General features: G+C 31.1%; 12 protein-coding genes and 1 tRNA gene. 2 read left to right on the top strand and 11 right to left on the bottom strand.

Going from position 1 to position 13,152, the window contains the following annotated elements:
• Window positions 1–136: 136 nt before the first annotated feature.
• Window positions 137–1,390, top strand: a complete 1,254-nt coding sequence (locus THENA_RS03865; RefSeq protein WP_013756122.1) for a DDE-type integrase/transposase/recombinase — start codon at window positions 137–139, stop codon at window positions 1,388–1,390.
• Window positions 1,391–1,618: 228 nt separating this feature from the next.
• On the opposite strand, the gene THENA_RS03860 is transcribed toward THENA_RS03865, so the two are convergent.
• Window positions 1,619–1,709: transfer RNA gene (locus THENA_RS03860), tRNA-Ser, on the bottom strand.
• 47 nt (window positions 1,710–1,756) lie between these two features.
• On the opposite strand from THENA_RS03860, the gene THENA_RS03855 reads away from it, so the two are divergent.
• Window positions 1,757–2,416, top strand: coding sequence for an endonuclease III domain-containing protein (locus THENA_RS03855; RefSeq protein ID WP_013756121.1), 660 nt, complete (start codon window positions 1,757–1,759; stop codon window positions 2,414–2,416).
• On the opposite strand, the gene THENA_RS03850 is transcribed toward THENA_RS03855, so the two are convergent.
• The 10 genes from THENA_RS03850 to THENA_RS03805 are packed head-to-tail and all read right to left on the bottom strand — an operon-like array spanning window position 2,382 to window position 13,054.
• Complete coding sequence (locus THENA_RS03850; protein WP_013756120.1) at window positions 2,382–3,431, bottom strand: SIS domain-containing protein; 1,050 nt, start codon at window positions 3,429–3,431, stop codon at window positions 2,382–2,384. The genes THENA_RS03855 and THENA_RS03850 overlap by 35 nt on opposite strands.
• A gap of 25 nt (window positions 3,432–3,456) precedes the next feature.
• Complete coding sequence (locus THENA_RS03845) at window positions 3,457–4,194, bottom strand: M48 family metallopeptidase (RefSeq protein ID WP_013756119.1); 738 nt, start codon at window positions 4,192–4,194, stop codon at window positions 3,457–3,459.
• A complete protein-coding gene (locus tag THENA_RS03840) occupies window positions 4,181–4,987 on the bottom strand; it encodes a PSP1 domain-containing protein (RefSeq protein ID WP_013756118.1) in 807 nt (268 codons plus the stop codon). The genes THENA_RS03845 and THENA_RS03840 overlap by 14 nt, the downstream gene beginning before the upstream one ends.
• On the bottom strand, window positions 4,988–5,875 hold the full coding sequence (locus THENA_RS03835; RefSeq protein WP_013756117.1) for a hypothetical protein: 888 nt from the start codon (window positions 5,873–5,875) through the stop codon (window positions 4,988–4,990). It abuts the gene before it with no gap.
• Window positions 5,857–6,501 (bottom strand): dTMP kinase, encoded by a 645-nt coding sequence (tmk, locus tag THENA_RS03830; protein WP_013756116.1) that lies wholly within the window; start codon window positions 6,499–6,501, stop codon window positions 5,857–5,859. The genes THENA_RS03835 and tmk overlap by 19 nt, the downstream gene beginning before the upstream one ends.
• Entirely contained in the window at window positions 6,491–8,053 is a 1,563-nt protein-coding gene (locus THENA_RS03825) for a R3H domain-containing nucleic acid-binding protein (protein ID WP_013756115.1), read from the bottom strand. Before THENA_RS03825 ends, tmk begins: the two co-directional genes overlap by 11 nt.
• Before the next feature lie 19 nt (window positions 8,054–8,072).
• Window positions 8,073–9,575, bottom strand: a complete 1,503-nt coding sequence (lysS, locus tag THENA_RS03820) for a lysine--tRNA ligase (RefSeq protein ID WP_013756114.1) — start codon at window positions 9,573–9,575, stop codon at window positions 8,073–8,075.
• Window positions 9,562–10,041, bottom strand: a complete 480-nt coding sequence (gene greA / locus THENA_RS03815) for a transcription elongation factor GreA (RefSeq protein WP_013756113.1) — start codon at window positions 10,039–10,041, stop codon at window positions 9,562–9,564. The genes lysS and greA overlap by 14 nt, the downstream gene beginning before the upstream one ends.
• Before the next feature lie 60 nt (window positions 10,042–10,101).
• Entirely contained in the window at window positions 10,102–10,746 is a 645-nt protein-coding gene (locus THENA_RS03810; RefSeq protein ID WP_013756112.1) for a hypothetical protein, read from the bottom strand.
• A complete protein-coding gene (locus THENA_RS03805) occupies window positions 10,730–13,054 on the bottom strand; it encodes an endonuclease MutS2 (protein ID WP_013756111.1) in 2,325 nt (774 codons plus the stop codon). Before THENA_RS03805 ends, THENA_RS03810 begins: the two co-directional genes overlap by 17 nt.
• Window positions 13,055–13,152 lie beyond the last annotated feature (98 nt).

Here is a 13,152-nt window from a genome sequence, read left to right as displayed (position 1 = left end):
ATCAGTGTCCCTTGACACTATCCGAATTGCTTCATCAAAAATCTAAACGAAATACAATCGTTGCCTCAAATAAAAAATCTAAATGAAAATAATAAGCCTCTTAGAATAGTAGTTACTATAACTCTGGAGGCTAGAAATGGGGTTAACGATGAAGGAAAGAAAATCAGTGGTGAGTGAAATTGCAAAAAGATATAAAAAAGCAAGCAAGAAACAAAAAGGCATAATTTTAGATGAGCTAATAGCTTTGACTGGATACAATCGTAGTTATGCATCTTTTCTTTTAAGCAGTCATGAGAAGATAGTAAGGATGAATAACAGAGTTTTAAAAGTAGATTTAACGATGAAGAAAAAGAAAAAGAAAAGCAAATATTATGATGATGATGTAAAAAAGGCGTTAATTAAGGTATGGGACGTTTTAGATTGTCCATGTGGCAAAAGGTTAAAACCTGTTCTTCCTGAAATAATATATAAACTTAAAGAGTTTAAAGAAATACAAATTGAAAGGGATGTAGAAGAAAAACTCTTTAAGATAAGCGCATCTACTATAGACAGAATACTTTCAGAATACAAAAGAATGAATAAACCAAAGGGAAAGACATATACAAAACCAGGCAGCCTTCTTAAAAGCCAGATCCCTATAAGGACATTTTCAGAATGGGACGAAAGTATACCTGGATATTTAGAAATAGACCTTGTAGGTCATGAAGGAGGAGATCTAAGAGGAGAATTTATCCAAACTCTAACTGCAGTTGACATTTGCACCGGTTGGATAGAAATAGATGCTTTAAGAAATAAAGCTCAAAGGTGGGTTTTTGAATCAATAGATGAAATAAAGAAACGCTTGCCTTTTAAACTCTTTGGAATTGATTCTGATAATGGAGCAGAGTTTATAAATCATCAACTTCATCGTTATTGTGTTGAAAATAATATAACGTTCACAAGGTCAAGAAAATATAGAAAAAACGATAACTGCTATGTTGAACAGAAAAACTACTCTGTAGTAAGAAAATATGTTGGTTATTTTAGATATGATAGAGAAGTTGAGCTAATAACTTTAAAAAGGCTTTATGAAAGCCTAAGGCTATATATAAACTTTTTTCAGCCTATAATGAAACAAATCTCAAAAGAAAGAATTGGAAGTAAAGTTACAAAAAAATACGATAAAGCAAGAACTCCTTATCAAAGAATATTAGAAAATCCTGGTGTAGAAAAAATAGATAAAGAAAAGCTAATAGAACAGTATACAAAATTAAATCCAGCTGAACTTCAAAGAGAAATAGTAAAACTTCAAAAAAAATTACTAGAAGATATATCCATAAAGGAAGAAGTAAGAAACTCTATTAAAAAAATTAGCAAAAACAAAGATAAAATATGTTATGGTTATGTTTAGAATTTTAAGTGAGGCAACGAATACAACTTCCTTTAGGTTTTTAAATGAGGCAACACGCTATTTAATATGATTTGTGTTATCGGACGCTGATTTCGCTCCTTAAGAAGAAAGTAATTTGTCAATATAAAGAATGAATTGACTAATATCTGAGAAAGATAAAATTTCATTTATAATATTTCACATTAATAAAAAATATTTTAGAAAAACATTCATAAATGAAAATAAAAATGGCGGAGGGGGTGGGATTCGAACCCACGGCCCCAATAAAGGGGACACCGATTTTCAAGACCGGCTCCTTAAACCGCTCGGACACCCCTCCAGCTTTGAATATTGTATCATACTTTTTGGAAAGAAGGTAATAAACTGATGAAAAAAAATTATTACGAAAAATTATTGGATAAATTAGAAACTTATTTCGGAAAAATAGAAAGGAAGGATGAGAATTTTTTTCATGAATTGATTAAGGCAATACTTTCACAAAACACTACAGATTTAAATTCCGTACAGGCTTACAATAACCTTATAAAGATTATAAACAACGATTTACAAAATCTTTCAAAAGATGAATTTTGCGACAAAATTAAAGATTCAATAAAAATTGCTGGACTAAATAATCAGAAGACAAAAACTTTACACTCTTTGGGCAAAAAATTTCTCCAAAACAAAAATTATTCTAATATTGAAGATTATTTTAAAAAAATGAAAATTTCTGAAATTGTAGAAGTCTTTCTGTCCATTGACGGAATAGGTTTGAAAACCGTTTCCTGCGCAATATTGTTTGGTTTACACAAACCTGCCTTCCCTGTTGATACACATATATCAAGAATTGTTCAAAGGGTTAAAAAGAAAAAGATCTCCAAAAAGGATATACAAATTGAAATAGAAGGTTCTATTCACGATTGGGAAAAATTAAAAGCCCTGCACTTATATTTAATTGAATTAGGAAGAAATATCTGCAGGGCTAAAAAGCAAAATTGCCAAATGTGTCCCATTAAAGAGCTTTGCGAAGATTATCGTTCAAAATAACCTTCATCCTGCTAATAGGTTCAATTGGCTCTGGTTCTATTCCTTTAAGTAATGCAAGGTAATAGCTTACAAAATCAGTAGAATATATAAGATCTAATCCTGCTAAAACGTGATTTTTCCCAGAACCAAACACCTCCAAAACCTCTATCCCTTCAGAATTTAGAAAAGTTTTAACTGTACTTATAATATTAGATACCAACACTGATTCTAATTGTGGAATCCTAAATATTAACACAATATATTCTTCTTTGTTATCAACCAGCGAGATTGGGACAATCTGGTTGTGTGAGGCCTCCGGAAGATAAGAGTAATAAGACAGCTGTTTTGCGTTCTCTTCGAGCTGAGATTTAAACCTATAGGCAATATTTTTACTGATCGATTCCACTCCCCAAATTATAACGTTCTTTTTAGTAGCGAGCTTATATGCGATCCTTTTTGAAACATTATCCTCAAAGTCAACTTCGGGCAAAAAATTATTTTTACTATTAGACAGCTCGATTATATCATTCCAAAAATCATCCTCGTTATATTCAGTCCATCCTTTAGAAAGGGCTAACTTAAATAAAATTGATAAGGTAAACGGCATAGCAGCTCTTGGAGCTCTGCCCTTTGGTACAGCAATATGTTGCCAGTTCAAACTTTTACACAGATCAACAATTTTGCCGCCAGATGAAATTCCTATTCCTCTAAATCTATCCTTTGCAATTAGTTCAATACTCCTTAAAGTCTCAACAGTATTTCCGGAGTAGCTAAAAGCTATAACAAAGCTTGTGGAAGGATCTGGTAAAGCTTCAAACCCATTCAAGGTAGAAAAAAAATAAACCTTTTTGTTAATATTCATAATTTCAGTAAAGATCTTTGGAGAAATTGCAGATCCACCAATTCCCAGAAAAATTAAGTTTTCTATTTCGTTTAAATCTATTTTGCCATCTTTATAGAAAGTTAAGTCTTTATAAAAATCTTTCATATGGTATGCAATATCAGAAACGTATGAATTCATTACATTTTTGTCCATAAAGCTTTCCCTCCTAAGTAAATATTTACACCATATTACATTGCACCCCTAATTCTCTGTCTAACTCTTGAAGACGTTTAATTCTCTCATCTGTCGCAGGATGATCAGAAAAAATCTCATAAGCCTTACCAAAATTATCCTTTTCCAAAGTTTTCAATCTTTCCATAAAAGTAATCATCGCACATGGGTTATATCCAGCCCTATAAGCATAGATAGTTCCATAGTGATCGGCCTCATATTCCTCTTCACGGCTGTATCCTAACATCACTAAGTTTTCTGTCAGCCCAGCTATATATTGAGTCAAAGAAGAACTTTTCGCCAAAAAAATTTGCAATAATAAATTTGCATAAAATTCTCTTTCAATATTTTTAACAACATGTCTTCTACAAACATGACCAATTTCGTGACCTAATACACATGCGAGTTCATCATTAGATTTAACGAAATTCAACAAGCCTTTATATACATAAATAAATCCGCCTGGAAAAGAAACAGCGTTTACTTGATTTATATTAACAATTTTAAAACTATATGGCAAATCCTTTCTATCACAAACAGCAACAAGTCTTGAACCTATTTCAGAAACTTTTTGATTCCAATATTGATCGGTGTATAATCCATATTTCTTTTCAAAGCTTTTAGAAGCATCCCGACCTATTTTTATTTCTTCCTGCGTAGAGATTAAAGAAGCACTTGCTTTTTTAGGCAAGATCAGAGAAGAGGCAAAGCCAAAAAAAACAATTAAAAAGCTACGCCGTTTCATTGTCCTTTACTTTACGCCACTGATCTAAAGAGATCTCTTCCTTCAAACCGTCTTCATACATCACTACAAATGAGTTTTTAAGATATCTATTCTCAATAACTCTTCCAATGCCTCTTGGAGTCTTAATTACATCATCTATGTTTGGGAAACAAGATTTACAAGAAGCATAAAAAGGATATTCATATGCCATACAACACAAAAGTCTACCACAAACACCTGATATTTTAGTAGGATTTAATTGCAGTCCCTGATCCTTTACCATTTTTACTGAAATTGTATCAATCTCATCCAAAAAAGTAGTACAGCAAACCTCTCTACCACAACTCCCAATAGCGCCCAACAACTTTACAGCATCTCTAGAACCAACTTGAAATAGTTCAACCCTTGTTTTTTTTACTCTTTTAGTAATTTCTTTAATTAGCTCTCTGAAATCAATCCTTCCATCTGCTGTAAAGTAAATCGTAATTTTAGAACCATCAGTGTTATATGCAGCCTTAAGAAATTTCATTTCGAGTTTTAGCTCTCTCGCAAGCTCTTTTGAAAGAGAAAGAATTTCTTTAGCTTTTTCTTCTCTCTCTTGTATTCCACTAATATCTTCTCTGCTAGCTAATTTTATGATTTTTTTTACTTTCTCAATATTCTCAAAAGTTTCCTCTACTATTGAGTCAATAATTCCCATCTCAATACCAAAATTTCCTTCAACTACAACACAATCTCCCTTTGAAAAGACTTCTTCGGAAGAAAAATATCCAAATCTTCTTAATGGCAAAACCTTAACATAATAATAGTTCATTTAAATCTCCTTTGAATCCAATAAGAAATTAGTAATTAAAAATATTGATGAAGGATTAACTCTGTTTACATAAAATTCATTTGCTATTTTTATTCTATCTAAAATACTTAGATATTTGTCAACAGGTATTTCTTTTTTCTTAAATAGGCTAATTAACAAGGATTTAAAAAAAAATATAGAAAGATAAGGCTCCATATCTTTATAAATACTATCAAACAAATAGCTTTTGCCACCAAATTTTTCAGATTTAATAAAACTTCTCATTAACTTAACCTTTTCTTTCATGTTTATTAAGGTTGTCTCATCTTTGTCAGAAAGCAACCCAGGACATCCATAAACTAAATCAGCAAATTCTTCGTCATTTTTTAAATTTTTGTTCAAACTTACAAGTAACTGTATACTTTCCCTATCAGAAAGCAAAGGAGCATAAATCTCAATACATCGAGACCTCAAAGTAGATATTATTTGAAAATCAGATAAAAATATAAAATAAGTATTTTCTGGTGGCTCTTCTACAATTTTCAAAAAAAAATCAGGTATCTCAACAACATCTCTCATTCTTTGAGGATCGTTTCCAAATTCTACATAAACTGTAATAATTTCATTATTAATCCTTTTCTGCCACAAAACATCGTTCAAAATTTCTCTTAAAAAATTCCTATCAGACAATAACTCATTTTCAACCTGTTTTCCAAAAACAAAAGAGAAAAAATTAGGTTTGTTCTCATATAATGAACTGAACTTATAACCATAAATACTCTCTAAAAGTCTAAGCACTATTTGTTTTTTAAAGCAACCTTTTGGACCCCATATTGCAAATGACTTTAGTTCTAATTCTTTAACTTTATCAAAAAGCCTATCGAACTGCTCTAATCTTTTCTCGAACATCTTCTTTCATTCTTTCTCTCTAAAACCTTTTTTAGAACGATTTCATGAAGTTTTTCTATATTCAGTTTTGAATACAAAATACAAAACCTATCCGGTTCCATTGAAGCAAGGTCAAGATATCCTGCTCTTACTCTATTATGAAATTCTATGCTCTCAGTCTCCATTCTATCCTTGCTATCTAAAAACCTCTGTTTTGCTTCAAAAAAAGAGAAATCAAAAAGAAAGGTGATATCAGGTTTTATTCCTTTTGTTGCAAACTTATCAAGACTTTTTAAAAACGACAAATTAACGTTCCTTCCATAACCCTGATATGCAAAAGTGGAATCAGAAAACCTATCGCAAATAACGATTTTGTCATCTTTTAGTGCTGGAAAAATATGTTCATTTACCAGTTGAGCCCTACAAGCAAGAAACAGTAGAACCTCTGTTTCCACAGAAATATTTTTGCCATATAATAAAGCATTTCTAAAATTCTCTCCCACTTCTGTAACTCCTGGATCTTTCAAATAAACTACTTTCTCTCCTAAGGAAAGGAGTTTATCATAGAGCAACTTTGACTGAGTAGTTTTACCACATTTTTCAATTCCTTCAAAAGTAATAAATAAACCCTTTTTATTATTTTGCAAAGATCTTCACTCTTCTCCTAGGTTCTTCATCCAGGCTTTCTGAAAAGAGATTATATTTTTCTACTAGTTGGTGTTGAAGTCTTCTGAAATAAGCATTTCTTGGACTTAATTCAACAGAAACTTTATCTCTTAAAACTTTTTTAATAGCTTCTTCTGCCTCCCTCAAAGCCTCAAATTTTTCAAAATCCATATCTTCAAAATTAACTGATCTAAGTTGTATAATTTCCGACAAGACCTTTCTCGCCTGTGTTATAGTATTGCTCCTCATAACATATACAGGAAGATTCTTATCTTCAACTTCATCAAAGAATTTCCCTCTTGATTTCAAAAAACCTTTTAGTGTTATAACAACATCTGCAACATTTAGATCTTTAACTATATTTGTAGAAACTCTTAGTTCTTTTGATACTCGTTCTAAAATGTCTTTACTAACTCCAAATGAAAAGATATTTAAAAACTCTTTACAAACATTTACATCAAGATTCCTTTTTGCTTCTAAATTATTGTAAGAATTTTTATCTTCAAATTTATCTTCTTTTAACTCCATGCGATGTTCTTCAATTATTATTTTTCCATCACTCGACTTTGAACGTACTTCTGGTCTTATTTGTTCACCCTTTAATAGTTGATCTACAACTTTATCTACATTTTTGTGTATTACCATCTTTTCTCTGTCTAAAAGTTCTATAACTACATTAAAAGTAGGCTGGGTTTTCCTTTCCTGAATTGTCTTTTGTGTTCTTCTTCTCTTAGCCTCTTCATCTGATAGGGTTACTACCTGAACACCTCCTACAAGATCACTTAAAGTTGGATTCATAATTAGATTAACAAGGCTATTTCCATGAGCAGTTGCAATAAGCTGAACCCCCCTTTCAGCTATAGTTCTTGCTGCTTGAGCTTCTAGTTCTGTGCCAATTTCATCTACTATAATGACTTGTGGCATATGATTTTCCACAGCTTCAATCATTACAGCATGCTGTTTTTCAGGAGTTGGAACCTGCATTCTTCTTGATTTCCCTATTGCAGGGTGAGGAATATCACCATCTCCACCTATTTCGTTCGAGGTATCTATAACAATTACTCTTCTTTTCATGTCTACCGATAAAACCCTAGCAATTTCTCTTAATTTTGTAGTTTTACCAATACCAGGAGGGCCCATCAAAAGTATATTTTCTTTGCTTTCTACTATATCCTTTATTATATCTATAGTTCCAAAAACAGCTCTGCCTACTCTGAGCGTTAAACCAACAATTTCTCCTGATCTATTTCTTATACAGGAAATTCTGTGCAATGTTCTTTCTATGCCAGCCCTATTATCGCCCGAAAAGACGCCAACTTTTTTTACCACGTTTTGTAAGTCTTCTCTTGTTACTTGTTTAGTGGTTATTTCGAACGCATCCTCTGGAAATCTTACTTCAGGATATCTACCTAGATCTAAAACAATTTCTACAATATCGTTTAGATTCTTGAGCTCTAAGATTGGATATTTGAAATCATCTGGCAAGATGTCAATAAGACATCTTAAATCATCAATAGTTTCATCTGGTCCCAAATAAATTCACCTTCCATAATTAATTTGGTTTTAAATGAGGAAAAAATATAACATCCCTTATCGAAGGAGAATCAGTCAGGAGCATAACTATTCTATCAATTCCCAAACCAAGTCCACCTGCAGGTGGCATGCCGTGTTCGAGCGCAAAAATAAAATCTTCATCCATACTCTGGGCTTCTTCATCTCCGCTTTCTTTTAATTTTGCTTGTTCTAAAAACATATTTTTTTGATAAATCGGATCGTTCAACTCGCTATGAGCATTTCCTATTTCCCTACCAGCTACAATCAACTCAAATCTATGAGCTTTTTCTGGATTCAAAGGATCCTTTTTTGCCAGTGGAGAAACTTCTGCTGGGTAGCCAACTACAAAGGTAGGTTCTTCAATTTTCTTCTCTACAATGTGCTCAAATATTTCAAGCTTTAACTTTCCCAGTCCCCATTCCTCGCTGAATTGGCAACCTAAATTTTTTACAAAAGACTGCAAAAAAGCTTTATCCTTCAGTTGATCCTCGGTTAAACCAACATATTCTTTGATCGATTCGTCAAAATCAAGTCTTCTCAAAGGTGGCTTGAAACTGTAAGTCTTCCCCTGATAGACAATATCTGTAGTACCTAAAACGTTTTGACAAAGATAAAATAAAAGCTCCTCTGCAAGGGACATCATATCATTCAAGTCAGAATAAGCCTGATAGGCTTCTAACATTGTAAATTCAGGATTGTGTTTAACAGAAACCCCTTCATTTCTAAATGATCTATTTATTTCAAAAATTTTATGAAAATTACCAATCAAGAGTCTTTTCAAATACAACTCAGGGGCAATTCTTAAAAATAAATTTTTCTCTAAAACGTTGTGATAGGTCACAAAAGGTTTTGCAGATGCACCTCCTGGTATTATGTGTAGCATTGGAGTTTCAACTTCTAAAAAACCTCTCTCTTCAAAAAATTTTCTAATAAAACTTATTATTTTACTTCTCTTTACAAAGATATCTCTTGTTTTTGGATTAGATATAAGATCCAAATATCTAAACCTATATCTTAACTCAACATTTTTTAGACCATGCCATTTTTCCGGCAGAGCTCTCAAAGCTTTCGACAATATTTTTATTGTTTTAACTAAAACTGTAATCTCACCTGTTTTAGTTCTAAACAGATTCCCCGAAACCTGGATAAAATCTCCTATATCAATATAATTTTTAAAGAAATCATATTGTTCACCTAAAATGTCCTTTTTTAATTGTATTTGTATTTTACCAGTAAAATCAATTATATCAGCAAAACTCATCTTCCCGTGAAGTCTTTTAGAGAAAAGTCTTCCAACTACAGTTGTTTCGTCTGTTTCAGATAGCTTATTTTCTTCAAATTTATTTTTTATGTTAGAAATATAATCTAAAAAATTAGACTCAACCGGATAAGGGTCAATTTTCATATTCCTTAAAGCATTTATTTTTAAAAGCCTTTGCTTATAATATTCGTCCTCTAAAGTTTTATCAATTAAAAAGGATTCTTCATCATGCTCTTTCAATGCTTACCACCTTTAATTTTATAGTTTGACCACCTGGAGTGTGAACAGTAACCTCATCTCCTACTTGTTTCCCAAATAAAGCCTTTCCTACTGGAGATTGAAAAGATATCTTTCCATTTACAGGATCTGCCTCAATAGGTTCTAAAATAGTATATTCCTTTATAGTTTTTTTGTTAAGATCCTTTACCACAACTTTACAACCTATACCAACCCTCGATATTTCTATTTTATCTTTATCGATTATTCTTGCATTGGAAAGTTGAGCTTCTAATTCATTAACTCTTGCAAGAACCATAGCCTGCTCGCTTTTTGCCTCTTCATACTCAAGATTGCCAAAATCTTCTGCAAAGTCCTTTGCTTCTTGAATCCTTTCTGATATTTCTTTTAATTTAACATCTCTAAGATATTCGAGCTCATTTTTTAATCTATCGTAACCCTCTTGAGTCAAATTAATTATCTCTTTCATATGACCCTCCTGTACTAAAATTCCTATGTATTATAGTTACTAGAATGAATATTGTAAACACTAAGGGTTTCCTGATACTTCTATTTTATAATCCAAAGATCTCCAGTTGGATACCATATTAGGACCTGAATCTGATGGTGAGTTTAATATCACTAAAGTAATACTATCTCCTGGTTGCCCTAATTTAAAAGTATAGCTAACAGTATCATAATATCCAAACCCTATTTTTGTATTTTTATAAATTCCATTGCTAGTATAAAAATACAAATTTGCAGTTGGAACAATAGCACCTTTCAATATTACTTTAACAGTACAGCTGCTAAACGAGGCTAATCTTGAAAAAGTAATAAAGAACCATCTTGACTGTGGTGGACCGAAGAAATTACCTGGAATTGGAGAATAATATCTTTCTTTTTCTCCTTCTGTAAGGTAAACAGCTGCTTTATCAGAATCCCAGAATGGATTGTCATTGCTCAACACAATAATTGATACTCTTTGTATTGAGTCTTGCTGACCTGGGATAAATTCTCCAGAAGAAAAATCAAGGTTAAGGCTACTGTTCAAAGGAAGCTTTGCCAGCTGCCATGGGGAGGGAGTAAATATTAGATCATCAGCAAAAGCTTTTGTTGAAACCGCTACTGTTATAAGGAATAAAAACAACAAAACAAAAATTTTTCTCAAAAATGATTTATTTAAAATGTACAATTGTAACTCCTGCACCTCCTTCATGAGGATCAGCCAAATTAAAGCTTTTAACTTGTGGATGCTTTTCTAATATTTCATGAATAATTTTTCTTAATATGCCTTCTCCTTTGCCGTGTACTATTCTTACATAGGGGACATTAGAAATTAAGGATTTATCTATAAATTTTTCGACTCTTTGTATTGCCTCTTCTGCTCTCAAACCTCTAACACTAATTTCAACATTAGGACCCATGTTTTTTAGATTACTTAAAACACTAAAAGTATTACTATACTCCTTAGAGAGCTTTTTGTCAGATTCATTCTTATCAAAAACTAACAAAGAATTATCAACCCAGATTTTAGACTTATCTGTTTGTACTAAGCTCCTTTTACCTTGTTTTTTTATTACTTTCCCTGATATATTCATTGTTGATATATTAACATAATCGCCAATATTTATCTCTATTTTATCCTTAGAAGTCTCTTCTCTTTTTAAAACTTTTTCATTAATTAAGCTGCTCAATTCCTCCCATTTTTTTAAACTTTCAAGCACTAAATCTTTTTTTGGTTGATTCAAATTTCTCTTCAACTCTTTAGCAACTAAGTTTACTGAAGACAGCAATTTATTTAATTGAGATATTTTTTCTTCATACTGTTCTTTCATATCTCTTTCAAGCTGCTCAAATTTCTCTTTTAAAAATTTTCTTTCATTTTCTAAAATTTTTTCCTTATTGTTTAATTCTTCAACTTTTTTGTAGTAAAATTCTGTAAGTTCGTTTAACTTTATCATCTCATTATAAACCCGATCGCCAATAAGATATTCTTTTGCATCAGAAATAATTTCTAAAGGTAAACCCATTTTCTTTGCAACATCTAAAGCATGGCTATTACCAACAGAATTCCACACAAGTCTATAAGTAGGAAGATTTGAATTTTTATCATATTCCATTGCACCTATAGCTATCTGAAAGCCTTCAATATTTGTTATCTTTAATTCTGCAATGTGAGTAGTTATACAAACAAATGCACCTTTTGTTAAAAGATATTTAATAATTGACTTTGCCAGAGCATAGCCCTCTTTAGGATCTGTTCCACTACCCAACTCATCTATTAAAATTATCACATTTTTTAGGTCGTTCTCCAAAAAATGTTTTAATCTATCTATATGATAGGTAAAGGAACTAAGTCCCAAACTTAAATCCTGTATATCACACAAATCTGAATACAACCCTTTAAAAGGACCAATTTTTGCACTACTTGCATGCACAAAAAGTCCACTGAGAGCTAAAAAGACGTTTAAACCAAGGTTTTTTAATGCAACAGACTTGCCGCCACCGTTTGGTCCAGTTAATATAAAACCCCTTAAGTTTTTGTTTAATAAAAAATCTTGACCAATTGGGTTTTTTAAGAGAGGGTGCTTTGCATTTTTAAAATCAATTACCATTTCGTCAACATACTCTGGTTTTATACAATTATTTTCTTTAGCGTATATCCCTAAAGAGAAAAAAAAGTCTACAGTTTCGTAAAAATCAACGCATTCTTGGATTATTGCTTTATTATCAGAAAAATTTTTATCAAGATTTTTAAGTATTAACTTTAATTCGTTTAATTCTTCTTCCCTTTTCAATCTAATTTTACTAACTATTTGTGCAGAAATATAAGGCTCAACATAAGCTGTAAGTCCTGAAGCAGAAGTGTCCCTAATTGTTCCTGGAATTTTATCTAAATATTCAATTTTTACAGGAAGTAAATAAAAACCATTTCGTTCTAGAATAATGCTTTCCTGAAAATATTTTTTGTTTTCACCTCTAATGTAGTCATTAAGTAAACTATTGAGTTCTTTTTCAAGTTTTTTTATATTTTTTCTTATTTCGCCTAATTTTTCGCTTGCACTATCCTTTATATTACCTTCATCATCAAAAATATTTATAAGGAGGTTAAAAAATTTTTGTGGGAAATTTAGCTTTAGTGAACTATCATAAAAAAAATTAAAATTAAGTTCTGTTTTTAAAAAAAATTCTCTAATTGAACTAACTGCTTTTAAAAAGAGCAACAGTCCAAAATAGTTCTTAAAGGAAAAGGGAAGATGGTTTTTATAATTAACAAGTGAATCAATAGCAATTTCTTGCAGCCTTTCTCTAGGATCAGAGTACTTCCAAATAATATTGATAGCATCATTAATACACTTTTGCCTTATTTTTAGTTCAAAAATTTCTAAAGGCTTGATATTTAAAATATTTTCTTTAACAAAAGGCAAAAATGCTTTTTTGCAAATGATTTTTAAAACGTCTTTATAATCTAAATCATCAGCATCAAATTTAAATGACATAAAATATATTATAATTTATTTGCTTAAATAAAGTAAAAAAAATGTTAGAATTAAAAATTTGTAATAAAACTAAAAAATTGTAATAAAATATTTATAAA

It is taken from the genome of Thermodesulfobium narugense DSM 14796 (assembly GCF_000212395.1).
GTDB lineage: Bacteria > Thermodesulfobiota > Thermodesulfobiia > Thermodesulfobiales > Thermodesulfobiaceae > Thermodesulfobium > Thermodesulfobium narugense.
Note: the sequence above shows the minus strand (reverse complement) of the source record. Positions and strands in the feature narration are given on the sequence as shown.

Bases quoted from the DNA above. Each gene is read 5' to 3' on its own strand.
- THENA_RS03865 (WP_013756122.1), top strand. From the start codon at position 137: ATGGGGTTAACGATGAAGGAAAGAAAATCAGTGGTGAGTGAAATTGCA.
- THENA_RS03855 (WP_013756121.1), top strand. From the start codon at position 1,757: ATGAAAAAAAATTATTACGAAAAATTATTGGATAAATTAGAAACTTAT.
- THENA_RS03850 (WP_013756120.1), bottom strand. From the start codon at position 3,431: ATGGACAAAAATGTAATGAATTCATACGTTTCTGATATTGCATACCAT.
- THENA_RS03845 (WP_013756119.1), bottom strand. From the start codon at position 4,194: ATGAAACGGCGTAGCTTTTTAATTGTTTTTTTTGGCTTTGCCTCTTCT.
- THENA_RS03840 (WP_013756118.1), bottom strand. From the start codon at position 4,987: ATGAACTATTATTATGTTAAGGTTTTGCCATTAAGAAGATTTGGATAT.
- THENA_RS03835 (WP_013756117.1), bottom strand. From the start codon at position 5,875: ATGTTCGAGAAAAGATTAGAGCAGTTCGATAGGCTTTTTGATAAAGTT.
- greA (WP_013756113.1), bottom strand. From the start codon at position 10,041: ATGAAAGAGATAATTAATTTGACTCAAGAGGGTTACGATAGATTAAAA.
- THENA_RS03805 (WP_013756111.1), bottom strand. From the start codon at position 13,054: ATGTCATTTAAATTTGATGCTGATGATTTAGATTATAAAGACGTTTTA.